This window comes from Testudinibacter sp. TW-1, assembly GCF_050613185.1.
In the GTDB taxonomy this organism is placed as follows: Bacteria; Pseudomonadota; Gammaproteobacteria; order Enterobacterales; family Pasteurellaceae; genus Chelonobacter.
In genome coordinates this window covers 736,701-761,798 of sequence record NZ_CP192511.1, presented here as the reverse complement: position 1 = coordinate 761,798, position 25,098 = coordinate 736,701, and the positions used below count along the sequence as shown (strand labels likewise).

The 25,098-nt window shown below is 49.8% G+C and carries 26 protein-coding genes and 1 riboswitch; of the genes, 4 read left to right on the top strand and 22 right to left on the bottom strand.

Annotated elements, in window-relative coordinates; all coding sequences use genetic code 11:
* Positions 1–71: 71 nt before the first annotated feature.
* The 3 genes from ACQ31U_RS03830 to metL form a co-directional block, all read right to left on the bottom strand.
* Positions 72–641 carry a YbhB/YbcL family Raf kinase inhibitor-like protein gene (locus ACQ31U_RS03830; RefSeq protein ID WP_431053764.1) on the bottom strand — a complete coding sequence of 190 codons (570 nt, stop codon included), beginning with the start codon at positions 639–641 and terminating at the stop codon, positions 72–74.
* Positions 642–726: 85 nt separating this feature from the next.
* On the bottom strand, positions 727–1,509 hold the full coding sequence (locus tag ACQ31U_RS03825; RefSeq protein WP_431053763.1) for a helix-turn-helix transcriptional regulator: 783 nt from the start codon (positions 1,507–1,509) through the stop codon (positions 727–729).
* A 4-nt stretch (positions 1,510–1,513) separates the two neighbouring features.
* A complete protein-coding gene (gene metL, locus ACQ31U_RS03820) occupies positions 1,514–3,943 on the bottom strand; it encodes a bifunctional aspartate kinase/homoserine dehydrogenase II (RefSeq protein WP_431053762.1) in 2,430 nt (809 codons plus the stop codon).
* A gap of 167 nt (positions 3,944–4,110) precedes the next feature.
* On the opposite strand from metL, the gene metJ reads away from it, so the two are divergent.
* Entirely contained in the window at positions 4,111–4,428 is a 318-nt protein-coding gene (gene metJ / locus ACQ31U_RS03815) for a met regulon transcriptional regulator MetJ (protein WP_431053761.1), read from the top strand.
* Between the two features lie 163 nt (positions 4,429–4,591).
* Here metJ and ACQ31U_RS03810 read toward each other — a convergent pair whose 3' ends face one another.
* From ACQ31U_RS03810 to murB, 4 genes are read right to left on the bottom strand one after another with little or no spacing between them, the layout of a single operon-like run.
* Positions 4,592–5,944, bottom strand: a complete 1,353-nt coding sequence (locus ACQ31U_RS03810) for an alanine/glycine:cation symporter family protein (RefSeq protein WP_431053760.1) — start codon at positions 5,942–5,944, stop codon at positions 4,592–4,594.
* A gap of 30 nt (positions 5,945–5,974) precedes the next feature.
* The gene (locus ACQ31U_RS03805; protein ID WP_431053759.1) at positions 5,975–6,289 is read right to left on the bottom strand and encodes a DUF2322 family protein; all 315 of its coding nucleotides are present in this window, start codon (positions 6,287–6,289) and stop codon (positions 5,975–5,977) included.
* Between the two features lie 46 nt (positions 6,290–6,335).
* On the bottom strand, positions 6,336–7,283 hold the full coding sequence (gene birA, locus ACQ31U_RS03800; protein ID WP_431053758.1) for a bifunctional biotin--[acetyl-CoA-carboxylase] ligase/biotin operon repressor BirA: 948 nt from the start codon (positions 7,281–7,283) through the stop codon (positions 6,336–6,338).
* Positions 7,284–8,306, bottom strand: a complete 1,023-nt coding sequence (murB, locus tag ACQ31U_RS03795) for a UDP-N-acetylmuramate dehydrogenase (RefSeq protein WP_431053757.1) — start codon at positions 8,304–8,306, stop codon at positions 7,284–7,286. It abuts the gene before it with no gap.
* 152 nt (positions 8,307–8,458) lie between these two features.
* Between murB and ACQ31U_RS03790 the strand changes: the two genes are divergently transcribed.
* Positions 8,459–9,367 (top strand): DMT family transporter, encoded by a 909-nt coding sequence (locus ACQ31U_RS03790; protein ID WP_431053756.1) that lies wholly within the window; start codon positions 8,459–8,461, stop codon positions 9,365–9,367.
* A gap of 81 nt (positions 9,368–9,448) precedes the next feature.
* A complete protein-coding gene (locus ACQ31U_RS03785) occupies positions 9,449–9,790 on the top strand; it encodes a GIY-YIG nuclease family protein (protein WP_431053755.1) in 342 nt (113 codons plus the stop codon).
* A 23-nt stretch (positions 9,791–9,813) separates the two neighbouring features.
* Here the strand turns inward: ACQ31U_RS03785 and slyD are convergent, their stop codons facing one another.
* The 14 genes from slyD to lepA form a co-directional block, all read right to left on the bottom strand.
* Complete coding sequence (gene slyD, locus ACQ31U_RS03780; protein ID WP_431053754.1) at positions 9,814–10,428, bottom strand: peptidylprolyl isomerase; 615 nt, start codon at positions 10,426–10,428, stop codon at positions 9,814–9,816.
* A gap of 80 nt (positions 10,429–10,508) precedes the next feature.
* A complete protein-coding gene (locus tag ACQ31U_RS03775; protein ID WP_431053753.1) occupies positions 10,509–11,225 on the bottom strand; it encodes an SIMPL domain-containing protein in 717 nt (238 codons plus the stop codon).
* Positions 11,226–11,241: 16 nt separating this feature from the next.
* The gene (gene dtd / locus ACQ31U_RS03770) at positions 11,242–11,676 is read right to left on the bottom strand and encodes a D-aminoacyl-tRNA deacylase (RefSeq protein WP_431053752.1); all 435 of its coding nucleotides are present in this window, start codon (positions 11,674–11,676) and stop codon (positions 11,242–11,244) included.
* Positions 11,673–12,644, bottom strand: coding sequence for a virulence factor BrkB family protein (locus ACQ31U_RS03765; protein ID WP_431053751.1), 972 nt, complete (start codon positions 12,642–12,644; stop codon positions 11,673–11,675). The genes dtd and ACQ31U_RS03765 overlap by 4 nt, the downstream gene beginning before the upstream one ends.
* Positions 12,645–12,659: 15 nt before the next feature.
* On the bottom strand, positions 12,660–13,220 hold the full coding sequence (locus ACQ31U_RS03760; RefSeq protein ID WP_431053750.1) for an anthranilate synthase component II: 561 nt from the start codon (positions 13,218–13,220) through the stop codon (positions 12,660–12,662).
* An 18-nt stretch (positions 13,221–13,238) separates the two neighbouring features.
* Positions 13,239–14,498: a type II toxin-antitoxin system HipA family toxin gene (locus ACQ31U_RS03755; RefSeq protein ID WP_431053749.1), complete on the bottom strand. Its 1,260-nt coding sequence runs from the start codon at positions 14,496–14,498 to the stop codon at positions 13,239–13,241.
* A complete protein-coding gene (locus ACQ31U_RS03750) occupies positions 14,495–14,824 on the bottom strand; it encodes a helix-turn-helix domain-containing protein (RefSeq protein WP_431053748.1) in 330 nt (109 codons plus the stop codon). Before ACQ31U_RS03750 ends, ACQ31U_RS03755 begins: the two co-directional genes overlap by 4 nt.
* A gap of 132 nt (positions 14,825–14,956) precedes the next feature.
* Complete coding sequence (locus tag ACQ31U_RS03745; RefSeq protein WP_431053747.1) at positions 14,957–15,589, bottom strand: 7-carboxy-7-deazaguanine synthase QueE; 633 nt, start codon at positions 15,587–15,589, stop codon at positions 14,957–14,959.
* Positions 15,589–16,014, bottom strand: a complete 426-nt coding sequence (queD, locus tag ACQ31U_RS03740) for a 6-carboxytetrahydropterin synthase QueD (RefSeq protein WP_431053746.1) — start codon at positions 16,012–16,014, stop codon at positions 15,589–15,591. Before queD ends, ACQ31U_RS03745 begins: the two co-directional genes overlap by 1 nt.
* Positions 16,007–16,666, bottom strand: coding sequence for a 7-cyano-7-deazaguanine synthase QueC (queC, locus tag ACQ31U_RS03735; RefSeq protein ID WP_431053745.1), 660 nt, complete (start codon positions 16,664–16,666; stop codon positions 16,007–16,009). Before queC ends, queD begins: the two co-directional genes overlap by 8 nt.
* A gap of 3 nt (positions 16,667–16,669) precedes the next feature.
* Positions 16,670–16,714: riboswitch (PreQ1 riboswitch) on the bottom strand.
* A gap of 801 nt (positions 16,715–17,515) precedes the next feature.
* A complete protein-coding gene (gene era / locus ACQ31U_RS03730) occupies positions 17,516–18,463 on the bottom strand; it encodes a GTPase Era (protein WP_431053744.1) in 948 nt (315 codons plus the stop codon).
* Positions 18,464–18,470: 7 nt separating this feature from the next.
* Complete coding sequence (gene rnc, locus ACQ31U_RS03725; RefSeq protein WP_431054274.1) at positions 18,471–19,148, bottom strand: ribonuclease III; 678 nt, start codon at positions 19,146–19,148, stop codon at positions 18,471–18,473.
* An 11-nt stretch (positions 19,149–19,159) separates the two neighbouring features.
* Positions 19,160–20,134 (bottom strand): signal peptidase I, encoded by a 975-nt coding sequence (gene lepB, locus ACQ31U_RS03720; protein WP_431053743.1) that lies wholly within the window; start codon positions 20,132–20,134, stop codon positions 19,160–19,162.
* 9 nt (positions 20,135–20,143) lie between these two features.
* Positions 20,144–21,940, bottom strand: a complete 1,797-nt coding sequence (lepA, locus tag ACQ31U_RS03715; RefSeq protein ID WP_431053742.1) for a translation elongation factor 4 — start codon at positions 21,938–21,940, stop codon at positions 20,144–20,146.
* A gap of 169 nt (positions 21,941–22,109) precedes the next feature.
* Between lepA and grxB the strand changes: the two genes are divergently transcribed.
* On the top strand, positions 22,110–22,757 hold the full coding sequence (gene grxB / locus ACQ31U_RS03710; RefSeq protein ID WP_431053741.1) for a glutaredoxin 2: 648 nt from the start codon (positions 22,110–22,112) through the stop codon (positions 22,755–22,757).
* A gap of 44 nt (positions 22,758–22,801) precedes the next feature.
* Here grxB and speC read toward each other — a convergent pair whose 3' ends face one another.
* Complete coding sequence (gene speC, locus ACQ31U_RS03705; RefSeq protein WP_431053740.1) at positions 22,802–24,949, bottom strand: ornithine decarboxylase; 2,148 nt, start codon at positions 24,947–24,949, stop codon at positions 22,802–22,804.
* Positions 24,950–25,098: the final 149 nt, after the last annotated feature.

Here is a 25,098-nt window from a genome sequence, read left to right as displayed (position 1 = left end):
GCAATTGCCAGGCTTTTTTGTGGGCGAGAGCTTAGAATCAAGTGTGGTTAACCTTCAAAGCGTAACGTTGGTTAACGCCGGTAATACGCAGTAAATGAGGCTTTATCAATGGTGTGGGCGTTCACCAAAAAGCCGCCAAGTGCGGTGGTGGTGTCTTGGTTTACATCGAGTTTCGCCACATTCAGTGCGTGGACGGTGAAAATATAACGGTGCGCTTTGTCACCTTCAGGCGGGCAAACGCCGCCCCAGCCGTGGTAGCCGTAATCGGTTTTCAGTTGGAATGCGCCTGCCGGTAAAGTGCTGCTGTCAATCGCACCGGCATTGGCGGTAAGCTCATTGACTTGTGCCGGAATATTGACGACGTACCAATGCCAAAAACCCGAGCCGGTCGGCGCATCAGGATCATACACCGACAGCGCAAAACTTTTTGTGCCTTGCGGTGCGTTTTTCCAATTCAGTTGCGGCGATTGGTTATCGCCTTGGCAACCGAAGCCATTGAATTCAAAGGTTGGGGGAATATTCTGTTCCGCTTGCAGTTGCGGACTACTCAGTTGAAACGGCTGACGGTCGCCAGCAAATGCGTTTGCTGCGCTGAATGCCAGCAGTGAAGCGGCGGTTAATGTGATTTTCAGTGATTGCATAAAATACCTTCTGATATGGTTAAAGTGCGGTGATTATCCGCCAAAAAAGGCAATCGGCTTATGCGCGGCAGTTCAGATTTTAGCCCTATTCAGCCAATCCGTGCGTTTTGATTTGCGAAGGCAAAATGGCGAAGTGTTGTTTAAATGCGGCGCTGAAACGGCTTTGCGATTGGTACCCGCAGCGAGAGGCAATCTCGGCGAGGCTGTCTTCCGTGCCGAGAATCAAGGAAAGTGCGGTGTCGAGCCGTAGTGCCTGTAGCCATTGGCGGAAAGCCGTATTTTCTTGCTGTAAACGGCGTTTCAGCGTGCTTTCGCTCATATGAAATCTGTCGGCAATCTCGCTGAGTGTCCAGTGGCGGCTGAGATCCTGTTCGACCAACGCCTGCATTTTATCCGTCCAACTGAGTTTTTCCGCCGGCGGAAACACAAACTGATGTTCGGCAAGTTGCAATAACAGTTCCAAGGTGCGGTGCCGTTTTAATGTTGGGCTGAGTTGCGGATCGCGCAAACCGTCCCAAGTGCGTTGAAAGCAATCGCTGAGTGCCGGGGTATAAATGCGCTGCCGTATTTGAGGCCCAAGCGTTTTAAATTGCGGGTAGAGTTGATAAAACAGCGCAATCGTTTGCGGGGAAAGGTGAATGATATTCGAGCGGTAATCGGTTTGCAAAGTGCGGTTAATCATTTCCCAACGACTGTCTTTCAATAATACAAACAGTTCATTCTGTCCGATTTGACGTAGAACGCCCTGTTGTAACAGCACTTTCTGACCGCACTTGACCTGCCCGATCATGTGCTGGCGGATTTGCACGCGGCGCAGATGATGGCTTTTATCCGATGAAAGGGAAAAGGCAGAACAGCGGTCCATCATGCGCCTACAATAATTTCACCAGTCGGTTCAAATCGCTTTGAATTGCGCCGGCGGTCATGGCGGGGCCGGAGCTTGGCCCGTGAATGATCAGCGGTTTATCGCGATACCATTGGCTGCGGATAATGAACAGATTTTCCCCCGGCAGGGTTTGGCTGAGCGGATCGTCAGGATCAAGTTCTTCCAAACCGATGGTGGATTGCCCGTTGGCGTGGAAACGGGCGACGTAGCGCAGGCTCAAACCGTCTTCCTGTGCGTTCAGATACCGCTCTTCGAGAGTTTGGTTTAATGGGGCGAGTGATTCAAAAAATTCATTGAGCGAAAGTTGTTCGGCGTTGCCGTCTAACAAGGATTCCACTTTAATCTTTTGCGGATCAATGTCATAACCGGCACTGCGCGCCGCAATCAACAGCTTGCGCATTGCGTCGGTGCCGCTCAGATCTTCGCGCGGGTTGCGCTCGCTCAAGCCCTGTTGCCATGCCTGTTCGATCAGCTCGGCAAAGGTGTGGAGATGTTGATCGTATTGATAAAACAGCCAGGTCATGGTGTCGGAAAACGTGCCTTCAATCGACAGAATGGTGTCGCCGCTCTCGACTAAATCGCGCAAAATGGTGTTAATCGGCAGACCGCGCCCGATGGTAGCGTTGTACAGCCAATGGCTGCCCGATTGTTGAAACGCATTTTGCAGTTCATGGAATTGCGCCAACGGAAATGCCGCGCCGCGCTTATTGGCGCTGATGACATGAAAACCGTGTTTGGCAAAATTGAGATAATGCTTGGCGACTTCATCACTGGCAGTGATATCGAGCACAACCAATTCATCAAACGGATGGGCGCTCATCCAATTCAGCAACTGTTTTGGTTCCAGCTCTTGCGCCTGTTGTTCAAATGCCTCATCTAACGTGCGGTTTTGTAATGAAGGGAGTAAACCTTGGTAACTGAGCCAACCTTTGGTGCTGGATACCAGCCCGATTAAGGTGAAATTAAATTTACTGCGCGCCGACAAGGCTTCCCGCTGTTGGCGATAGAGATCGATCCAGGTTTTTGCGATGGTGCCGTTGCCCAGCACCACCAAACCGACGGTTTTGTGCGGGCGGAACAGATCATCGTGCACATTACGCAATAAGTCGCGCCCGACCGTTTGGCGCAAGATGGCAACGACGCTGATTTGATCCGGCGATTGCCAGATAAATTCCAACGGCTGGGTTTTCAACATTTGCAGAAAACGCATCATTTGCAAGGAATTGCGGCAGACCCCGTAGCCGACAATCGCCAACAGTGCCAAATCATAACGGATGGATGACGAATCGACCATCAGCGGCAACTGTTTGAATTGAATATAAACATTATCAATATACTCGATTGGATAAGCTAATTTGACGGTTCGCTGTTGCCGATCGAGGTGTTGTGCTAACGGTGTAAGCTGTTGTGTTGCTATCCATTGTTGGCATTGTTGTTGCCATTGTTCGAACTCTTGGTTTGGCGGCACGACCAATTCAATCAAACCGATTTGGTTGTGATGGGTGACGATTTTGCCGTGCTCGCTGGCGGATAGGGCGTGTTCGATTCGGGTTGAGCCGTGTTCCGGTTGTAAACTGCTGCGTAACAATAACGTCATCTGGTGGCTTTTGACCGGTTGCAGGGTACGGGCGTGCAAAACCGGGGCTGCCAAGCGCGCCAGTTCGGTGGCTTCGTCCACCCGCAGGAAACTCAGCAGATTGGCATTATTGATTTGGTGCGGATCGGCGCTGTAAACCCCGGCAACATCACTCCAGATCGTGACTTTATTCACATCGGCCAACGCCGCAATTTGGGTTGCCGAGTAATCCGAACCATTGCGTCCCAACAGCACGGTTTCTTTTGCCCGGTTTTGACAGATAAAGCCGGTGATAACCAACCGTTTGCCCCCGGCTTGTGCCAAGTGCGGTTGCAACCGTAGTCGGCTGCGTTCAAAATCCACTTGCGGCAACCGCGCTCTTTCGGCATATAAAAACAGGCGTGAATCCAAATAATGGTTTTCCAGCCCCAGTTGGTTTAAATAAGCGCTGACCAGTCTTGCGGTCCAAATTTCGCCGTGTCCGACCACTTCGGCATAGATGGCGTCACTGAGCGGTTTATCCAGCAGGGAAGAGAGGGATAAAATATCTTCTAAAAACTGTTGTGAAACGCTTTCGGGGTGGTTGAGCAGCCGGTTGGTTTGGGTCAGATAATGGAATTTGATTTTTTGCAGTTGCTGATTGGCACTGACCGGATCATCCGCCGACAGTGTTATCCATTGAATCAGATTATCGGTCAGTTTGCCCATCGCCGACACCACGATTAAATCTTGCGGCTGGGTATGCTGTTTAATGATGTTGGCAACGTTACGGATATGTTCGGCATCCGCCAAGCTGCTGCCACCGAATTTATGCATTTCTCTCGTCGAGCTGACTACCATAATTCTCTCGCAATCGGTTGTTCTGATTTTAGCGTAGTTTATCAGTTTTCTGCCGCTATCAAAATAAGCGTATTTTATTTTTAGCAGTCTTTACGTCCAGATTGTTATTTTCGTGATTTTTGTTAAAATAGCCAAAGTTTTTATAAGGATTTTTAAAAGGATTCAATATGGCGGAGTGGAACGGCAAATATATCAGCCCTTATGCGGAACACGGCAAAAAAAGCGAACAGGTGAAAAAAATCACGGTGTCGATTCCGATTAAAGTGTTGGAAATTCTCACCAACGAACGCACCCGCCGCCAAATCCGCAATTTGCGCCACGCCACCAACAGCGAATTGCTGTGCGAAGCCTTTCTGCATGCGTTTACCGGACAACCGTTGCCGACCGATCAGGATTTGATGAAAGAGCGCAGCGATGAGATTCCGGAAGCTGCCAAAGCGTTAATGCGCGAGTGCGGTATTGATCCGGAGACATGGGAATATTAGGCAATCACACTAAAAAAGCGCGTCAATGGATATGCTTCAGGCTAATGACAAAGTCTCTTGCTCTAATTATTTCCCTCCCTCCGCATGCGGAGGGAGAGAAGTCAGTTTGTCAGCAATCTCAAGCGCGTCAATGGACGTGCTTTTCATATGAGCATTAATGACATTACGGCAATTCGCCGCTTTTGCGTTTGTCGATGAAGTCTTTGGTTTCACGCACAATCACGCCGGACAGGAACAACAACGCAATCAGGTTCGGAATCGCCATTAAGCCGTTGAATACGTCCGCGGCTGACCAAACCAAATCTAGTTGCAACACTGCGCCCGCCATCACCGTTGCCACGTAGACGATACGGTATAGGTTGACATATTTATCACCGAACAGATAAGCCGCGCATTTTTCACCGTAGTAACACCAACCGAGAATGGTGGAATAGGCGAAGAAAATCAGCCCGAAGGTGACGATCCAGCCGCCCGGTCCCGGCAGCATTTTATTGAAGGTCAGGGTGGTCAATGCCGCACCGCTTTGCCCGTCGCTATATAAACCGCCCATCACTAATACAATGCCGGTGATACTGCACACGATAATCGTATCTAAGAAGGTGCCGGTCATCGATACCAACGCTTGGCGCACCGGATGATCGGTTTTGGCGGCTGCGGCGGCAATCGGCGCCGATCCCATCCCCGCCTCATTGGAAAATACGCCGCGCGCCACCCCGTAACGCACCGCATTGCCCAAAATCGCCCCGCCGACGGCGTTCGCGCCGAAAGCATGGTCGATAATGGTGGAGAGTGCCGGCATAAACAGTTCGGCATTGACGATAATGATTGCCAAACCGCCGAGAATATAGGAAATCGCCATAAACGGCACGATAATCGACGAGGCGCGGGCGATACTTTTAATCCCGCCCAATACCACAATAGCGGTCAGCAAGGTCAAGATTACGCCGGTCACGGCGGTATTCACCCCGAATGAAGTGTGAATCGCATTGGCGACCGAGTTGGATTGCACCGAACTGCCGATACCGAACGAGGCAATCGTACCGAACAAGGCAAACAGCAACGCCAGCCATTTCAGCTTCATGCCGCGTTCGATGTAATACATCGGACCGCCGGACATTTCGCCTTTATCATTGACGATCCGATATTTAACCGCCAACACGCCCTCGCCGTATTTGGTCGCCATGCCGAAAATCGCGGTCAACCACATCCAAAACACCGCGCCCGGTCCGCCGCTGACAACGGCGGTGGCAACGCCGGCGATATTACCCGTGCCGATGGTGGCGGAAAGTGCGGTCATCAGCGCGCCGAAATGGGAAATATCGCCGTGATGATCGCTGCCGTCCTCTTTTTTCGGGTGGGGGCTAAACGCTTGTTTCAAGGCAAACGGCAATAAACGGAACTGTAAAAAAATCAGACGGAGGCTGAGGTAAATCCCGGTACCGACCAACAACGCCAGCATATAAGGCCCCCAGACATAATCGCTGAGGGCATTAAAGAAATCTTGAACAGATTGCATAGTGTTTTCCGAATAATAAAAGGCTGAAAATTAGCGTAACGGCTGTAATTGTAGGGTTTGCTGCGTTTGAAGCACGCGGAACAGCAGATCGATATTCGGATGTTTGCCCGGATTCCGTTCGGCGTCGGCAACGTGTTCGGCAAACCAAATCAAGCCTTGTCGCGCCGCTTGCGGATGAAGCTGTTGCGCAAAGTGTTCCGCCAAGGCGTTGTACAGCCGCAGCGATCCCAATTTACCGGCAATCGCCGGAATATGGTGAATTACGTCGCCCGCGGCATTCAACACGTTTAAACCGCTTAAATTTTCGACGCGCGGCATGGTTGCCAAATAATCTTGAAATGTCATAACAGTTCCTTATAAATCAAAATGAAAAAAGCGTTAATTTGCGCTATCAGCCTAACGGACGCACGGAAATCTCACCGATATGAAAACGCTGTAATTGCCCGTCGGCGGTTTGCAGCAATAATTCGCCGCTGTCGCTATCAATCCCTTGCCCAATCCCGTGTAATTCCGTATTCGGCAGCAGCAGTTTGATCGGTTTTTGGTAAAAATGATCGTATTGTTGCCAACGTTGTAAATAGGGGGTGACGCCGTGTTGTTCCACTTGCAGCAAAACGTGCTGTAAATTGTTGGCGAGGGTGGCGACCAGTTGGTTGCGTTCAATCCGAACCGCACTTTCGTTTAAATTCGCCCAAGCCTGTTCAATTGCCGCGCCGTCGGCTGGGCGCATACTCAAATTTAAGCCGATCCCCATCACCAACGCCTGTTTTTGTGCGGCGAAGGCACGGCTTTCAATCAAAATGCCGCCCAGTTTGCGCCCGTCAAAATAAATATCGTTCGGCCATTTGATACTGATATTCTCCACGCCCAATTCGCTTAGGGTGTCGGCAAGACAGATCCCGATGACTAAACTGAGCGCTTGCAAACGCTCGGCAGGCTGCCGGAAGTGCCACAGCAAGGAGAAATAGAGATTTTGCGCAAACGGCGAATGCCATTGGCGCCCGCGCCGTCCGCGTCCGGCGGTTTGCCTTTCGGCGGTGCAAATCGTCCCCGACGGCAAGGTTTTGCGCTGCAATAAAAATTCATTGGTGGAATCCACGCTGCGCAGCACCAATGCCGTTCCGTAAGTCAACCTGCGGTTGATTGCGGCTTGATCGAGTAAATTCAACGGTTCGGACAGTTGGTAAACCTGATCTGCCGAGCACCTAACGTTTAAGCCCCAAGTTTGCAGCTGGTGCAATACTGCCGCCCGTTGCGGTGCGTTCATCGCCGGCAGCAAGTGCGGTTTGCCGTCCGCGAGTAAGGTTAAAACCGATTCGAGTTGCGCTTGTTCCGTCATTTAGCCGATTGCCTGTTCGCTGTCGATCTCACCGTCGGCATTGAAAAACCGCACTTCCGCTTGCAATGCCACCTGAAATTTGGCTGACACCTGTTGCCGCACATGGCGCGCCAGTTGTAACACATCATTTGGCGTGGCATTGTTGCGGTTAATTAGCACCAACGCTTGCTGCTGGTGCACCGCCGCGCCGCCGATTTGACAGCCTTTCAAGCCGCATTGGTCGATCAGCCAACCGGCTGCCAGTTTGACCGTGCCGTCCGCTTGCGCAAACGCCGGCATATTCGGATAATCGGCAAGCAATTGTTGGTATTGCGCTCGGCTGACACTTGGATTTTTAAAGAAGCTGCCGGCATTGCCGAATTCGTTCGGATCAGGCAGTTTACTGCGCCGCACTCGACACACTTCGTTATAGATTTGTTTTGCGCTGACGGTTTGCGAATCCAATTGGGCAAGGGAACCGTATTGCAGTTGCGGCCGCCAGTTTTTAGCCAACTTTAAGCCGATTGCCACGATAGCGTAATCCCGCTGGTAAGGCGCGTGCTTGAAAATACTGTCGCGGTAGCCGAAGCCGCATTCTTCACGGCGGAAACGCCGGATTTGACCGCACTTCAGATCTAACACGTCGACATAATCGCACACATCATCAAATTCCACCCCGTACGCGCCGATATTTTGAATCGGCGCAGTGCCGGCACAACCGGGGATCAACGCCAGATTTTCCAGCCCGTTGTAACCCCGTTCGACGCAAAAAGTGACTAAATTATGCCAGTTTTCGCCGCCGTTAACGTGCAGATAATGAAAGTGTTCATCTTGCTTGTGCTGAATGCCTTCAATCCGGTTCAGCAGCACGACACCGTTAAAATCGGCTAGGAATAAGACGTTGCTGCCTTGTCCTAACAGCAGGCGAGGTTGATCGGCATAGGTTTGCCAAACTTGTTGCAATTGCCCGACGGAGCGGATTTCAATAATCGCGTTGGCTTGTAGCGATAGTGAAAAAGTGTGAAACGGTTGTAAACTTTGCATAATTTTTTAGGGGTAACCAATGAATTTGTTTAGTTTACCGATCAAATCGAGATGAGCAATCAGAAATTTAGCAAAATCGGATTTGCCTTGTCGCTGTTTCCGTCGGAAGTGATTATAATAAAAACAATTCTAAACCAAGAAAGGTTGAAAACGTGCATAAATACCGCGGCGAACTGATTTTATTGCTGGTCAGCATACTGGCGGCATCCGGTTGGCTATTTTCCAAATATGCCTTGCAAGAGCTGCCGCCGGCGGGATTTATCAGCGTGCGTTTTCTTGCGGCGGCGTCGCTGTTTCTGCCGCTTGCCTACCCGCAATTGCGCCGTTTGTCACGCCGACAACTGAAAAGTGCGGTCACGGTCGGTGCGGCGTTTAGCCTGAATTTGTTTTTGTGGGTGCAGGGCATGAGCTATACCGAAAACATGGGCGAGGGTGCGTTTATCGTCAGTTTGTCGATGTTGTTGGCGCCGTTGATGTCATGGCTGATTTTCCGCCATCGCCCGCAACGGATGTTCTGGTTCTGTCTGCCGCTTGCCGCCGCCGGGTTGTTTTTATTAGCTTCGGGCAGTGGGTTGCATTTGTCGCTCGGCAATGCGCTGTTCTTGTTGTCGTCCACCGTGGCGGCGACCTCGTTTGTACTGAACAGCCAATTTTCCAGAACCGTGCCGGTGTTGCCGCTCACCACCATCCAATTGGCCATGGTCGGTATTTTTTGCGGGATCTTTTCTCTCTTATTCGAAAGCTGGCAATTTCCGATTAGCGGCAGCACTTGGGGCTGGGTTGCCATTAGCGCGGTGTTCGCCACCTCGTTCCGGTTTTTGCTGCAAGTGATCGGGCAAAAACACAGCCAAATCACCAATGCCGCGATTATCATGATCTTAGAACCGGTCTGGACACTGCTGTTAAGTATCAGTTTACTCGGCGAAATCCTTACTTGGCAAAAAGCCCTCGGCTGCGGTTTAATCCTGACCGCACTTTTCGCCTACCGCCTGCAACCGCAGTTTCGTTACCGTCAATTATTATGGCAGCAGAAAAAGCGGCGTAAAAGCAAACGGCGTTAACAAACCGGCTTATCTGCCGAATGAGCCGAATATCAGATTATTTCAGAACCGATTGTATAGCGCCAATATGGAACGATATTGATGACCATCTTGATTGACCCGGACTTGCTCGAGCTTGAACCGCACTTTGCGTCTGATCCAGCGCAAAAACAGTGGTGCGTCTATTTTTTGTTATGTCAAAACAATGCGTTGTATTGCGGTATCAGTAATCAGCCGAAAGTGCGGTTTCACGTGCATTTGAGCGGCAAAGGCGCAAAATTTACCCGTATGCATCCACCGCTGGAAATGCGTTTGATTTATCACGGCTTATCGCGTGCCGACGCCAGTCGCTTAGAAGCGAAAATCAAGCGTTTAAAGACGGAACAAAAACGGCAATTGTGGGATAGGCTGGCAAAAAGAAAGGCGGAAAATTTCCGCCCTTGAGTTTGTTTGTGACACTAATCGAATTAGTGCTTATGTTTACCGCCGCAGCAGCCTTCGTGGCCGTGGTGGTGTCCGTGATGATCGTGCTCATGTCCGTGGTGATCATGGTTGTGTCCGCAACCGCAGCCGTGACCTTCTTCGTCACTGTCGTGTCCGCCGCAGCAACCGCCGCCTTCGGCGTGGATATGACCGTGGGCGATCTCTTCCAAGGTCGCTTCGCGGGCGGCAACGATTTCCACGTTAAACAGTAATTCCTGACCGGCTAACATATGGTTGCCGTCAACCACGACATAATCGTCGCCCACTTCGGTAATCACCACCGGCAACGGACCGATGTCGGTATCAGCGATAAAACGCATGCCGACTTCCAAATCGTCAACGCCGACAAACACATCTTTCGGTACGCGTTGCACCATATTATCGTTGTATGCGCCGTAACCTTCTTCCGGTTTCACCCGTACTTCCAGTTTTTCACCGACTTCACGGCCTTCAAGGGCGTTTTCCAAGCCGATCACTAAGTTATTGTGTCCTTGCAGATACTCTAACGGTTGATTTGCCGGCGCTTCATCGACTAACACCCCATCTTCAGTACGAACTTGATATGCGATACTGACTACAACATTTTTTGCAATTTTCATCGGCTACTCCGCCTTAATTAATGGATAAAAGAGATAGAAAGCAGGATTATACGCTAACCCTGCCGATAAGTTAATGGACGTTATTCATTTATCAGATCAATAGAGGCGTTCAGCTGAATTTTCAAGTCCGCCACGCCGCTTTGCACCTGCATGGGTTCGGCTTCGCTGCTGGCAAAGACGGCTTTGCGTTCATAATAGATTGTTTGCTGGTCGTTACCGGATTCATTCACACTGCTAATGTCTAAATTAGCCACACGATAACTTTTGGCAGACAAATTTTTACTGATCAACTCGGCTTTTTGTTTAAACGCTTGTAACACTTCTTCGGTTAGCGCTTGCTCTAATGCCAGTTTCCGTGTTTGGGAGACGGTGAAATTGGTGTTTTGCACCGCCAGCTGTTCGCCGGTGGCGGCGATTAATTCGGAAAGTGCGGTAAAATCTTGGCTTTCCAAGGTGATTTCCGCGTAATCCGTCCAGCCGCTCGGTTTGCCCTGTTTATCGTAATTGATATAGGTGCGGCGGTTAGTCATGCCGGTTTGAATATTGCGTTTTTTGGCTTCTTCTACTGCCAGATTCAGCTTTTGTGTGACGGTTTCGCTGATCGCTTTTAAGGTTTTGCCCGACTCCTGCGCATACAGCACCACCTGCATCGTGTCGCGTTCGACTTGGCGCAACACTTCGACATTGAAATTCACCCGTTGCGGTTCGTGGTCTTTGTCAGCGGCAGCCTGTGTCGGAAGTGCGGTTGCCAATAAGAACATACCGCTGCCAAGTAGGGTTTTCAGCTGTTTTTTCATCTTTTGCGTTCCTTATTTAGACCTGTAACCAAAAAGTTACCGGCCCGTCATTGGTTAAACTGACCTGCATATCGGCGGCGAAAATGCCGGTTGCAGTGCGGATCTGGGCGCGACATTGCTCGCTGAAATAAGCGTAGAGCTGTTCCGCCGATTGCGGCGCAGCGCCGTTGGAAAAGCTCGGGCGCAGGCCTTTGTGGGTGTCGGCCGCCAATGTAAACTGAGACACCACTAACACGCTGCCGTTCACTTGTTTGACGTTTAAATTCATTTTGCCGTTGTCATCGGCAAAGACGCGATAGGCTAGGACTTTCTCCAGTAACTTATCCGCTTTTGCCTGATCGTCTTCTTTTTCGACCCCGAGCAGCACCAATAAGCCATGCCCGATTTCACCGACAGTTTGATTTTCGACGGTGACGGCGGCACGGGTAACACGTTGAATTAACGCAATCATTTTTCATTTCCCGCTTGGGGCGCAGCGGTTTTTGCCACCGCAGTGCTTTGCGCTTTACCCAGTTCTATTCTTTTGACCAGACGTTGCAAGTCGCCATGAAATTTTTGTTGTTTCTGCTGGTACTCTTTGTGTAGATCCAAATCGCCTTTTTTCACCAAATGGAAATCTTCCAACACCGCAGTAAGTTGGGCGCCGAGCAGGACAAAGGTCCAACTGAGCTGAATCCACAACAACAAAATCGGCAGGGTTGCCAAAGCGCCGTAAATCAATTGGTAAGAAGGGAACATGGTCATATACCAAGTGAAAGCGCGTCTGCCGAGGGTAAAAAAGACCGCCGCGACCAATGCGCCAATCATGGCGTAACGCAGGTTGACTTTGGTATTCGGCACCACGGTATAAATCAGGGTGAATGCCAGCCAAGTCAGCACAAACGGCACTAGGCTAAGCAGTTTCGTCCCGAGCGGCAGCACGCTGCCATGACTGAAAAATTGGATTGAGAAAATATAAGAGCTGATGATCAGGCTGACGGCAAGAAATAGCGGCCCCAGGGTGAGAATCATCCAGTAGATCGCAAACGAAAACAACAAGGTGCGTGAATTGGTGTTCGGCCAAATATCATTTAGGGTGTGATCGATCGAAGAAATCAACATCAAGGCAACCACAATCAAGCCGATAATCCCGACGCCGCTCATTTTGGTTGAATTGGTGACAAATTCATTCAGATACTGTTGTAAAATACCGCCGGTTTCCGGGGCGAAATTATCAAAAATCAAATTTTGAATTTGCCCGCTCACTTCCTGAAACACCGGGAAAGCGGAAAAAACCGCCAAAACGACGATCATCAACGGCACCAGTGCCAACATGGTACTATAGGTCAGATAACCCGCCGCCATCGTCAGTTTGTTTTGATTAAAGCGGTGCCAAAACAGTTTTAAAAAAAGCAACGTCTGGGAAAAAAAGTGTGCCATTTGATTATCCTTTGCTTAGTCAGACAGCCAATTACGCAAAATCTGCTCGCCGTATTCGCTAATAAACGATTCGGGATGAAACTGCACCCCGTAAATCGGCAAAGTGCGGTGCTGCATTGCCATCAGCGTGCCGTCTTGGTCGACCGCCGTTGCCTGTAAGCAACTCGGCAGGCTGTCGTTTTTCACCGCCCAAGAGTGATACAGTCCTATCTTAAAGGATTGCGGCAGATTTTTAAACAGTAACGAATCCGCGGTTTGGCGCAAAACCGCACTTCGTCCGTGGCGGATCTGCGGCAGGTTATACAGCTCGCCGCCAAAAAACTGGCATAAGGTTTGGTGCCCCAAACACACGCCGAGAATGGATTTTTGCCGGTGATAACGTTGTAACATCGCAAACAACTGCGGATACGCCGACGGTACATCCGGACCGGGCGAAATCAACAGATGGCTAAATTGCGCCACCGCGTCTAAATCCACGTTTTCGGTATCACACACTTGCATTTCCACCTCAAGCCTGCGCAGCAGATCGACCAGATTGTAGGTGAAGGAATCGTGGTTGTTGATGATCAGTAGCATGGTTATCCTTATAACTTGTTAATCAAGCCGAAAATCAGGGTGTAGATTTTTCCAATGGCGTTGTAAAACAACCTTATGTTGCTCGTCCATCGGTAAATGAACCAATTGATTGCGCCATTGTTGCCGTGCCAGTTGCAAAACATCGCGTAAATGGACTTGAATTGCTTGCCACGGCGCGCCGATCCGCTTTGTCCACTGTTCAAAATGTGAAAAATTGAGTTGATACCAATTTTTTTCTTTCCCCAAATTCAACGCAATCTGTGCCTCTTGCGCAATATACGGCAGGGTGCAGACAATATCATACGCCGGTGCCAACCGCACTTGCCGTTCGGGATAAAACAAACTCCAATTTTTGATATGCGCATCGCCATTCGCCAACAAAATATTGACTAATAGACGGCGTGCCATTTGTTGTAATTCGGCTAAACCCTGTTCCGCATAGCGATAAATCACCGCACCGATTTGTTCATAATTGATTTTATTGTATTTATTATGCGGATACAGCTCGAAAATTTGCGCAAAGTCTTCACTGTGGATACGTTGCGGCTTATGCGCCAGTAAAGTGCGGTCAAAACGTTTGATTGCATAAGCATACTCTTCATTTTGTGCGAGCGCGATCTCGGGCAAGCCGTCTAAATCCGTGAGTGCAATTAATTGAATTTCAGGAATCACCACCCCGGCCAATTCGGCCAATTTCATCATACTGTATTCATTTTGCGGCACGGTACGACGTAGCGAAAACGGGGTTTTGATAATCCAATCATCTTCACCATGCAACTGATTTAGATAAAAACGCTTGTCCTGCTTGTGTCCGGAAAATTTCATCTGCACACCGGCAAGGGAAAATTTTTGTTGGTGCTGCGTTTGTAGTTCAATTTGTTCAGGTTGTTGTGTGCCGATTTTCGCCCATTGCGGCAATTCGTGGGTTAGCGGTGTCGCCACCAACGCACCGGGCAAGTTTTCACCTAATTGCGCAAGCAATGGAAATTCATTTTCAGGGGGAATTTTCAGACTTTGCGCAATCCAGTCACGCAAAATACCCTCGGGCAGCAGATTGGACAATAACGGCGTCATTCGATGGTGGTAGAGATGGCTCACATTGCTGGTAAAATAATCGGGACGAAGCCGTTGGGCAAGTGTGATCAGCGGTTGTTTTTCCGCTGGTAACAGTTGATATTCAGGGGCAAAAATCAGGCGGTTATGGTTACCAGCGTAATTGAGTAAAACACCGATTTGCGTTCCATGCAAGTGCAGGTTGAGGGCTTGTACTTTGCTCATGTTTCATCTCCCAATTCAGCTAAAAAAGCCGCTAATTTAGGTTCGGCAGCTTGGGTATGCTCAACGATCAGTTGTTGCAATGTCGTGCTGTCCAGTTTAGCGAGCTGCGCAAGTAAGCCGATTTTCTCTTTTTCTGCGATAAATAACTGCAAGTCGAAACCTTCTAAAATGCGCAGCAGTGTTGAGGCGCGCAGATCCTGACCGGCTTCAATCCGCTGATATTGTTGCTGGCTCATGCCGATTTTAAACAACATATCTTTCTGATTGATCCCGAGCTGTTCACGTCGCTGCTTTAAGACCGCACTTAGTTGATTTATGCTTTGCATATTATTTATGCCAAATAGTGAATGATTAATACTCAATTAGGTATTCGCTTTACTAAGCGATACCTAATTTGTACTATAGCATAAAACATTTTTTAAGTTGTAATTTTAATTTAAAACAACTTTTTTATTGTTTTATTCAATCCCTACCAGCTTATGCGTTTGTAAACTCAACTGCCACTTTGGGCGTTTGCCTGTCAGGGATTCAGGGCGTTGATTGAGTTCGCCCAGTTTGCGAATCGTATCCAGCAGGTTCATTTCGCCTTGTTGTTCGCAAGGGGAGAGATAATAGTGGCTTGCTTGAATTTGTCGTTCGATCTGTTCGCAAAACGGCAGGATTTCGCCGTCATTAACGATCCGCACTTCATCGGCAGAGGAGAGGCAACGTTGTTGGTATTTGTGCCGATACAGCAGTTTCGGGCTGGTGGCGATGTAGTCGATTTGCGGCGGAATCGGTTTTAAACCGTTAGTTTCGATTGCCAAAAAATAACCGTCGGTTTTCAGTTGATCGAGCAGTACGCTCAGTTTCGGCTGAATGGTCGGTTCACCACCGGTGATGATAATGTTAGTTGCCGAATATGACCGCACTTTTTGCAAAATCTGCGCCAAGCTCCAGCGTTCAAACTGGCTGTAGTTGGTGTCGCACCACGGGCAGGCAAGGTTGCATTTGCCGAAGCGGATAAAAATGCTTGGCATGCCGGTGTTGAACCCTTCCCCTTGCAGGCTTTCGAAGATTTCGACAATGTTGTAGTGGATTTCGCGCTTCATCAAACGTCCGTATATTCACAAAATGAGGTCGGTGTTTCCCATAGGCGGACGGCGGAAATCGGCAAACCGGCGTGTTGCAGGCGTTGAAAGATAAACTGTGACATCTGCTCGGCGGTGGTGCGGTAGGGCAGGGCGAACACTTTCGAATCCAATTCTTGCAACAACGCCGCCACCTTGCACTCTTTCGCGCTATTTTCATCAAAGATAAACGCATGATCCATCGGTTTGAGGATTAATTCGTCCACTACGTTTTTCAGATCACTGTAATCCATCACCATACCGCACTTTGCTTCATCGGTCAGCAGCGGCGCGCACAGTTCCACTTGCAGCTTATAGGTGTGTCCGTGCAGGTTTTTGCATTTGCCGTCGTGTCCGTCGAGCATGTGCGCCATATCGAAACTGAATTCTTTGCTGATTTTAAACATGGTTTGCCTCTTTTTCCGCCAGGTATTCATTCAACCCTTTTTCGCGCAATTTGCAGCTCGGGCACTCGTGGCAACCGCCTTCGATGCCGAGATAGCAGGTGTGGGTGTGTCGGCGGATATAGTCCAAACCGCCGAGCTGATCGGCTAATGCCCAAGTCTGTTTTTTGTCTAAATACATCAATGGTGTTTGGATATTGAAGTTGTAATCCATTGCCAGATTAAGGGTGACGTTCATCGATTTGACGAACACATCACGGCAGTCGGGGTAGCCGCTGAAATCGGTTTCGCATACGCCGGTGATGATATTGCGAATGCCCTGTCCTTTGGCGTAAATCGCGGCATAGAGTAAAAACAGGGCGTTGCGTCCATCGACAAAGGTATTCGGCATATCGTCGTTCTCTTCGATGACCGCACTTTGATCCATCAGCGCATTGGTGGTGATGGCTTTGATTACGCTGGTGTCGATCAGGGTTTGTTTCACGCCCAGATCCTGTGCGATCCATTGCGCTTTTTCCAGTTCAATCGCATGGCGTTGCCCGTATTGAAAGGTCACGGCTTCGACGTTTTCTTTGCCGTAGTGTTGAATTGCCTGTAGCAGGCAGGTGGTGGAATCTTGTCCGCCGGAGAAGATCACCAGTGCTTTTTGTTGCATCGCATTGTCCTAGTTTTTTTGCGTGGGAGGGTTACGAACCACGGTGGTTAAAGGGCAAGCATTTTACAGGATTTTAGCGGAGAAGCATACCGCACTTTGGTTTTTTCTCATTCATCTTAAAATCGCTATCGGGTTTCGCCGATGGAAACTTACTTTTTTATCACTATCGTTTTTTCGCCTCGCGGCGACCATACTTTTATACGCTACGCTCACCCTAATGAACTGCTTTTCTTCGCTTAGTGTGAACTTGCTTAACGGAAAATTTTTAATGCGCCCGCTACGCGGGCAAACTCGCTTCGCTCAAACAAAAAAATTTCCCTACAAATTTCACACATGCTCAGGCAGTTCACAAGGGAACCCAAAAACACGACGCAGAACACCAGATTTTAATTGCAACAGAAGTATTGTAAGGGAAGTGTAGGAGCGCATTGAATGCGCCCAGGATATAACGACTTAATTATAAATAAAAAAATCAAAGTGCGGTGCGGTTGGTTTTCAATTCCCCATCTGGAGTGCCTGAGCGTTTGCGTGAAGATTTCAAGGTCAATTTGTCGTGTCCGAAGCCTGCGTAGCAGGCAAGTTTACAAATTGACCGTAGAAATTAGCAAAGGCGAAGATTAGCACTACAATTGGGGTGTATTTTTTTGCTTACTTTTTTTGTACAAGCAAAAAAAGTAAGTCGCCATCGGCGAAACCCGATAGCTAACTTTTAGATAAATGAGAAAAAAGTACGGTCGCCGCGAGGCGAAATAGCGATAGTGATAAAAAAAGAAAATCGCCATCGGCGAACCCGATAGCGACTTTAAGATGAATGAGAAAAAACCAAAGTGCGGTTATAAAAAACAGCAATTATTCGTCCATATAACCCAAGCTCCGCAGTGCGCGTTCGTCGTCTGCCCAGCCGGATTTCACTTTCACCCACAGCTCTAAATGGACTTTGTTCTCAAACAGTTTCTCCATATCGGCGCGTGCTTCAATGCCAATGGTTTTGATTTTTTGCCCTTGATGGCCAATCACCATTTTTTTCTGCCCTTCGCGCTCGACCAAAATCAAACCGTTGATCTCATATGTGCCGCGCTCGTTGGTTTTAAATTGCTCGATTTCGACCGTAACCGAATACGGCAATTCCTCGCCCATAAAGCGCATTAATTTTTCCCGAATGATTTCCGAAGCCATAAAACGTTGCGAACGGTCGGTGATGTAATCTTCAGGGAAGTGATGAATACCCGGGCGTAACGTCTGTTGCACCAGTTTTTTCAGCTGATGGACATTGTTACCGCGCTGGGCGGAAATCGGCACGGTGGCTTTAAATTCAAACCGCTGATTCAACGCGGTGATAAACGGCAACATTTCGTCTTTGTCTTTCACGTTATCAATTTTGTTAATCACCAAAATCACCGGCGCTTTTGCCGCACGCAGTTTGTTCAGCACCATTTCGTCATCATCGGTCCAATGGGTGCCGTCCACCACGAAAAAAATCAGATCAACGTCGCCGATCGCGCTGCTGGCGGCTTTGTTCATCAGGCGGTTGATCGCGCGTTTTTCTTCGATGTGTAAGCCCGGCGTATCGACGTAAATCGCCTGATATGCGCCCTCGGTGTCGATACCGACAATGCGGTGGCGGGTGGTTTGCGCTTTGCGCGAGGTGATCGAAATTTTCTGTCCCAGCAGTTTATTCAGCAGGGTGGATTTGCCCACGTTCGGGCGGCCGACAATCGCGATAAAGCCGCAGTAGGTTTCGCCCGTCGTTTCGCTTGCGGCGGTTTGGTTTTGTAGGTCGGTGGTTATCTCTGTCATAGCATGCCTATTTGGTTAAATTAAGTTGTTGCAAAATGGCTTCTGCAGCGGCTTGTTCTGCCTTGCGCCGGCTTTGCCCCTGTCCGACCACGGTTTTATCCAGACTGCTGACCCGGCATTCGACTTTAAACAGTTGTTTGTGCGCCTCCCCTTGAATATCAATCACTTCATATTCCGGCAGCGGTTGGCGGTTGCCTTGCAGGTATTCCTGCAAGCGGGTTTTCGGGTCTTTTTGGTTGTCGCCCGGTTTAATCTCGGCGAGGAAGGTTTTATACCACGCGCGCACCACCGGCATAATCTTTTCCAGACCGCTGTCGAGGTACATTGCGCCGATAATCGCTTCCACGCCGTCGGATAAAATCGAATCACGGCGATAGCCGCCGCTCTTTAACTCGCCTTGCCCCAGGCGCAGATAGTTGCCCAATTCGAATTCGCGTGCCAAAATCGCCAGTGTTTTTTCACGCACCAAGGTGGCGCGCATACGGCTGAGATCGCCCTCATCGACTTTATCAAACTGCTTAAACAACGCTTCGCCAATGATAAAATTCAGAATCGAATCGCCTAAAAATTCCAAGCGCTCATTGTGTTTGCTATCGGCGCTACGGTGGGTCAGCGCCTGTTTCAACAACGTAAGATTGTTGAATTGATAGCCGATTTTGCCTTGTAATCTGTCCAGATGTTGTATCATGCCGCACCTTACTGAATTGAGGTGAACAGGCGTTCGGTGCGAATACCGCTCGGCCATTCATTGGCTTTTTTATCCAAGCTCAACCAAATCCAACTGGCTTTGCCGACCAAGGCTTTTTCCGGCACAAAGCCCCAAAAACGGCTATCATCGCTGTTATCGCGGTTGTCGCCCATCATAAAATATTCGCCTTCCGGCACAGTCCATTCGCCCGGCGGATTGCCCGGCTGTTTATAATATGCCGCATCCACATAAAAACGTACCGGATTGAGCAGAATTTGGTGGGTCACCGCACCTTTTTCGTTCATCTCGATTTGCGCATTGCCGTGATAGAAAAAGTCGGGGTTGGCTTTGGCATCGCTGTATTGATAGACTTCCGGCTCACACACCGCCGTACCGCACTTTGCCGGGGTGACGGTCAGCGCGCCGCTGGCTTGGTCATATTTGATATGATCGCCCGGTAAACCGACCACGCGTTTAATGTAATCCACCGTCGGTTGCGGTGGCGCTTTAAACACCACCACATCGCCGCGTTTTGGCTCGCCGACAGGGATTAAGGTATTTTGGAAAATCGGATCTTTCACGCCGTAAGCATATTTTTCCACAATCACGAAATCGCCGATCCGTAAACTCGGCTCCATTGAGCCGGACGGGATTTGGAACGGCTCGAACAGGAAAGAGCGCACCAACAGCACAATCGCCAACACCGGAAACAGCGAAGCGACAAACTCGCTGCCTTCGGAAATCGGCTCGACTTGGGCACGCTCTTCTTCGCTCAACGTTTTGCCGCTGCGTTGTTCCAAACGGGTGATTTGCCGTTGGCGTTTCGGCTCGACCGAAAAACGGTTATAACACCAGGTTGCACCGGCGATCAGGGTGAACACGATTAACAGAATGGAAAAAGTGTTCGGCAGTGCCAGATGATCCAGCACTTTCCATAATACATAGCCGCAGACTAACAGAATCGGCAGAAAAAATTTCGACATTCGCTTTCCTTATTTATCTTTGCCAACGTGTAAAATGGCTAAAAACGCCTCTTGCGGCACTTCCACATTGCCGAGGGACTTCATGCGTTTTTTACCCTCTTTTTGTTTCTGTAGCAGTTTTTTCTTACGGCTGACATCACCGCCGTAACACTTCGCCAACACGTTTTTACGCAACTGTTTCACCGTCGAACGGGCGATGATATGGTTGCCGATCGCCGCTTGAATCGCAATGTCAAATTGCTGACGCGGAATCAATTCTTTCATTTTTTCCACCAATTCGCGCCCGCGATACGGCGCATTGTCTTTATGTACGATTAACGCCAGCGCGTCGACCCGTTCGCCGTTAATCATAATATCCACCCGCACCATGTTTGCCGCTTGGAAACGCTTGAAGCTGTAATCCAACGAGGCATAACCGCGCGAGGTCGATTTCAGGCGGTCGAAGAAATCCAGCACCACTTCGCCCAACGGAATTTCATAAGTTAAAGCCACTTGGTTGCCGTGATAGACCATGTTGGTCTGCACGCCGCGCTTTTCGATACACAGCGTAATCACATTACCCAAATATTGCTGTGGCAACAGCATATTACATTCGGCAATCGGCTCGCGGATTTCGGCAATGTTGTTCAACGGCGGCAATTTTGCCGGGCTGTCAACGTGTTCAACCGTGCCGTCGGTCAGCTCCACTTCATACACAACCGTCGGCGCGGTGGTGATTAAATCCAGATCGTATTCCCGTTCCAACCGCTCTTGGATAATCTCCATATGCAGTAAGCCCAAGAAGCCACAGCGAAAACCGAAGCCAAGTGCGGTCGAGTTTTCCGGTTCGTAGAACAGCGAGGCGTCATTCAAGCTGAGTTTGCCCAGCGCGTCGCGGAACGCTTCGTAATCGTCGGAGCTGATCGGGAACAAACCGGCGTACACTTGCGGTTTGACTTTTTTAAAGCCCGGCAGCGGCAGTTCGGCGGATTTGTGTTGCAGGGTTAAGGTATCGCCGACCGGCGCACCCAAAATATCTTTGATACCGCACACAATCCAGCCCACTTCACCGCACTTCAGTTCGGTGGTATCGACCTGTTTCGGGGTGAAAATCCCCAAGCGATCCACGCCGTAGGAAATGCCGGTGCTCATCACTTTGATTTTGTCGTTTTTCTTCAATGTACCGTTTTTAATCCGCACCAACGACACCACGCCGAGATAGTTATCGAACCACGAGTCGATGATCAAGGCTTGCAACGGTGCGTTAGGATCGCCCTCAGGCGGTGGGATTTCTTTGACGATCACTTCCAGCACGTCTTCGATTCCCACGCCGGTTTTCGCCGAACAGCGCACCGCGTCGGCGGCTTCGATGCCGACGATATCTTCGATCTCTTCCGCCACGCGCTCCGGATCTGCCGCCGGTAAGTCGATTTTGTTTAAAATCGGCACAACATTCAGATCCATCTCAAGTGCGGTATAACAGTTCGCCAAGGTTTGCGCTTCCACGCCTTGCCCTGCGTCCACCACTAACAACGCGCCCTCACAGGCAGCAAGCGAACGTGATACTTCATAGGAAAAATCGACGTGGCCCGGGGTGTCGATAAAGTTCAATTGATAGGTTTCGCCGTCTTTGGCTTGATAGTTCAAGGTCACGCTTTGCGCTTTAATCGTGATCCCACGCTCACGCTCCAGATCCATTGAATCCAGAACCTGCTCCGCCATTTCGCGATCACTCAAGCCGCCGCAGGTTTGAATCAAACGGTCGGACAGGGTCGATTTGCCGTGGTCGATATGGGCGATAATGGAAAAGTTACGAATATTTTTCATCTAAAAAGGGTTCTCTATGCCAATTTTTATTTATCAGTTAATTGGCGGATTGTACCTGAATATTGGCTTGGGTGCTATAGACGTGATAGGCTAAACGCAAGGATTATTCGTCGAGCGGCGCAGATAGTCAAAGTGCGGTTCGGCATGGGGGAAACGAAAGGAGAACGCGATGAAACTGTTTATTTATCAGCATTGCCCGTTTTGTGTCAAAGCGGCGATGATTTTCGGCTTGAAGAACGTGGCGGTGGAAAAAGTGGTGTTGATGGAAGACGATATCGACACCCCGACACAAATGGTCGGGCGCAAAGTGGTGCCGATTCTGCAAAAAACCGACGGCAGTTTTATGCCGGAGAGTATGGATATTGTGTGCTATATCGATCAACTGGACGGCAAACCGCACTTGAGCGGCGCAACCAATCCAGCGATTAGCGACTGGTTAGAGACGGTGAAAAATCTGGTCTCGCCGTTGATTATCCCGCGCTTCACCCAAGCGCCGTTTGCTGAAATTGCAACGGAATCGGCGAGAGAACGCTATATCCAACGCATGACAAACTGGGTCGGCGATCTGGGGCAACTGCTTGCCGACACGCCGTTATATTTACAACAACTGCAACCGCACTTGCAAACATTAGCCACCTTGATTCAAAGCGAAAGTGCGGTCAACGGCGAGTTATCGGAAGATGATATTCACCTGTTCCCAACCTTGCGTTCCTTAACCGTTGTTAAGGATTTGGTGCTGCCGCAAAAAGTGCGGGCTTATGTGGAAACCATGGCGAAACAGAGTCAGGTGGAGTTGTTGGATAGCATGGCGGTTTAATGGGAAAGTGCGGTTAAACCGCACTTTGCCTTTAACCGATTGAACTATTGTTTCAACACATACGCCGAGGCGCGTTTGTGACCGAATTCGTCGGCTTCCAGATACACGCCTTGGATTTCCGGTTCGAAGCCCGGCAGCTCGTTGATACCTTGTTCCAGCGCTAAGAAGTAATCCAACACGGCACCGTCCCACACTTCGCCCGGGACGATACACAACACGCCCGGCGGGTATGGCAATGCGCCTTCGGCGGCGGTGCGCCCGCGAATTTCAGACAGCGGCACCAATTCCACTTGGTTGCGGATAAAGGCGTTGTGGCATTCGTCAGGGGTGATGTGCATTTTCGGCCAAGCGTCACGCAGGAACATTTGCTGTTGCAGTTCGTTTAAGCGGTGTTTGGCGTAGAAATCGTGCAGTTTTTGGCACAGATCTTTAATCCGCATTTTGCCGTATTGCGGATAGGCTTTTGCCAAGGTCGGCAGCATATCGATCACCGGCGTGTTGTCTTGAATATGCTCTTCAAAACGGGCGATATTGGCGACCAAATGTTGGAATTTCGCCATGGTTTCCGCCGGGGTTAATAAGAACAAAATCGAGTTCAAGTCGGCTTTTTCCGGAATCACCGAACGTTCGCGCAGGAAATGCGCCAAAATCGTTGCCGGGATACCGAACTCTTCATATTCGCCGGTTTCCATATTGATCCCCGGCGTGGTGAGTAACAATTTGCACGGGTCGATAAAATACTGCTCTTCGGCATAACCGTCGAAATCGTGCCAGCGTGCGTCTTTGGCGAATTGGAAGAAGCGGATATTGTTGGCAATATCTTCGGTTTTATGGTTTTCCCATGATTTGCCGTCCACCATCGGCGGCACGAACGGACGAATCAATTTACAGGTTTTCAGCAACATTTTGCGCACTTCCACGCTGCTGAGCACGCATTCCTGCCACATCCGTTTTCCGGCTTTGCCGGCGTGCATTTTGGCATTGACATCGAGCGAGGCGAACAGCGGATAGAACGGGCTGGTCGAGGCGTGCATCATAAAGGCGTTGTTGAACCGTTTATGGTTGCAATACCGCGTTTGCAGGCGGATATGGTTGTCTTTTTTATGGATTTGCGAAGCCTGCGAAAAACCGGCTTGCTGTTTATGCACCGATTGGGTCACCAAAATGCCCGGGTCGTTTTCGTTCAGTTCTAATAATAGCGGCGAACAATCACGCATCATCGGAATAAATTGTTCGTAACCGACCCACGCCGAGTCAAACAGAATGTAATCGCACAGATGTCCGATACGATCAACCACTTGGCGCGCGTTATAAATCGTGCCGTCGTAAGTGCCTAACTGAATTACCGCTAAACGGAACGGACGTTTGTCGTTGGCACGTTCCGGCGCGACTTTGGCGATTTGCGCGCGGATATCGGCTTCTTCAAAACAGTGTGACGGAATGCCGCCGATAAAGCCGTAGGCGTTGCGGGTGGTTTCCATATACACCGGTGTTGCGCCGCTGATGGTCAATGCGCCTTGGTGCACCGATTTATGGTTGTTGCGGTCAAACAGCACCAAATCGCCTTTCGTGACTAGTGCGCCGATTGCCACTTTGTTGGCGGACGAGGTACCGTTGAGGACGAAATAGGTTTTGTCGGCGTTAAACACCCGTGCCGCATGGGCTTGCGCTTGGAAAGCCGGGCCTTCGTGGATCAGCAAATCGCCCAAACGCACATCGGCATTACAGGAATCGGCGCGGAACAGGGTTTCGCCGAAATAGAGATAGAAGCGGCGACCGGACGGGTGTTTGCGGAAAAATTGTCCGCCTTGGTGTCCCGGACAGTCAAAGGCGGCGTTGCCGTAGTCGGTGTATTCTTTCAAGGCTTGGAAAAACGGCGGGTCAAGGGTGTCGATATAATCGGCGGCGGCGGCGTTGATCAACTGCCCGTTGTAGTATTTTTGGTCTTCCGCCAGCTCGATCACGCCGTACAGCTCGGTCAGCCACTTGTCCGGCACGGTTTCGCCGTATTCAATCGCGGCGAAAATCGGAATGGCAAACCCCAAACGTTCCAGCTCTTCCCACACTTCGGGCAGATCGTTAATCGTGGTTACCACGGCACAGACATTGGTGAAATCGGTCATATCAATGTCCATAATTTTGTAGTCAGACAAAAAGGCGAATTCTGTGCCTTGACTGGCGGCAATTTTCATCGGCGTTTTCCTATCGGCAGACGAGTAATAAAAAGTGAAAAGTGCGGTGCTTTTCGTATCAATTTTGCAACGGCAAAACCCGCGCAAACGATAACAAATTTAGTCGGGGAGGGAAAGCCTGCAACGTGAAAAAAGCGGCAAAGTGCGGT

Coding starts and splice junctions, on each gene's coding strand:
- ACQ31U_RS03830 (WP_431053764.1), bottom strand. CDS start 641: ATGCAATCACTGAAAATCACATTAACCGCCGCTTCACTGCTGGCATTC.
- ACQ31U_RS03825 (WP_431053763.1), bottom strand. CDS start 1,509: ATGATGGACCGCTGTTCTGCCTTTTCCCTTTCATCGGATAAAAGCCAT.
- metL (WP_431053762.1), bottom strand. CDS start 3,943: ATGGTAGTCAGCTCGACGAGAGAAATGCATAAATTCGGTGGCAGCAGC.
- metJ (WP_431053761.1), top strand. CDS start 4,111: ATGGCGGAGTGGAACGGCAAATATATCAGCCCTTATGCGGAACACGGC.
- ACQ31U_RS03810 (WP_431053760.1), bottom strand. CDS start 5,944: ATGCAATCTGTTCAAGATTTCTTTAATGCCCTCAGCGATTATGTCTGG.
- ACQ31U_RS03805 (WP_431053759.1), bottom strand. CDS start 6,289: ATGACATTTCAAGATTATTTGGCAACCATGCCGCGCGTCGAAAATTTA.
- birA (WP_431053758.1), bottom strand. CDS start 7,283: ATGACGGAACAAGCGCAACTCGAATCGGTTTTAACCTTACTCGCGGAC.
- murB (WP_431053757.1), bottom strand. CDS start 8,306: ATGCAAAGTTTACAACCGTTTCACACTTTTTCACTATCGCTACAAGCC.
- ACQ31U_RS03785 (WP_431053755.1), top strand. CDS start 9,449: ATGACCATCTTGATTGACCCGGACTTGCTCGAGCTTGAACCGCACTTT.
- slyD (WP_431053754.1), bottom strand. CDS start 10,428: ATGAAAATTGCAAAAAATGTTGTAGTCAGTATCGCATATCAAGTTCGT.
- ACQ31U_RS03775 (WP_431053753.1), bottom strand. CDS start 11,225: ATGAAAAAACAGCTGAAAACCCTACTTGGCAGCGGTATGTTCTTATTG.
- dtd (WP_431053752.1), bottom strand. CDS start 11,676: ATGATTGCGTTAATTCAACGTGTTACCCGTGCCGCCGTCACCGTCGAA.
- ACQ31U_RS03765 (WP_431053751.1), bottom strand. CDS start 12,644: ATGGCACACTTTTTTTCCCAGACGTTGCTTTTTTTAAAACTGTTTTGG.
- ACQ31U_RS03760 (WP_431053750.1), bottom strand. CDS start 13,220: ATGCTACTGATCATCAACAACCACGATTCCTTCACCTACAATCTGGTC.
- ACQ31U_RS03755 (WP_431053749.1), bottom strand. CDS start 14,498: ATGAGCAAAGTACAAGCCCTCAACCTGCACTTGCATGGAACGCAAATC.
- ACQ31U_RS03750 (WP_431053748.1), bottom strand. CDS start 14,824: ATGCAAAGCATAAATCAACTAAGTGCGGTCTTAAAGCAGCGACGTGAA.
- ACQ31U_RS03745 (WP_431053747.1), bottom strand. CDS start 15,589: ATGAAGCGCGAAATCCACTACAACATTGTCGAAATCTTCGAAAGCCTG.
- queD (WP_431053746.1), bottom strand. CDS start 16,014: ATGTTTAAAATCAGCAAAGAATTCAGTTTCGATATGGCGCACATGCTC.
- queC (WP_431053745.1), bottom strand. CDS start 16,666: ATGCAACAAAAAGCACTGGTGATCTTCTCCGGCGGACAAGATTCCACC.
- era (WP_431053744.1), bottom strand. CDS start 18,463: ATGACAGAGATAACCACCGACCTACAAAACCAAACCGCCGCAAGCGAA.
- lepB (WP_431053743.1), bottom strand. CDS start 20,134: ATGTCGAAATTTTTTCTGCCGATTCTGTTAGTCTGCGGCTATGTATTA.
- lepA (WP_431053742.1), bottom strand. CDS start 21,940: ATGAAAAATATTCGTAACTTTTCCATTATCGCCCATATCGACCACGGC.
- grxB (WP_431053741.1), top strand. CDS start 22,110: ATGAAACTGTTTATTTATCAGCATTGCCCGTTTTGTGTCAAAGCGGCG.
- speC (WP_431053740.1), bottom strand. CDS start 24,949: ATGAAAATTGCCGCCAGTCAAGGCACAGAATTCGCCTTTTTGTCTGAC.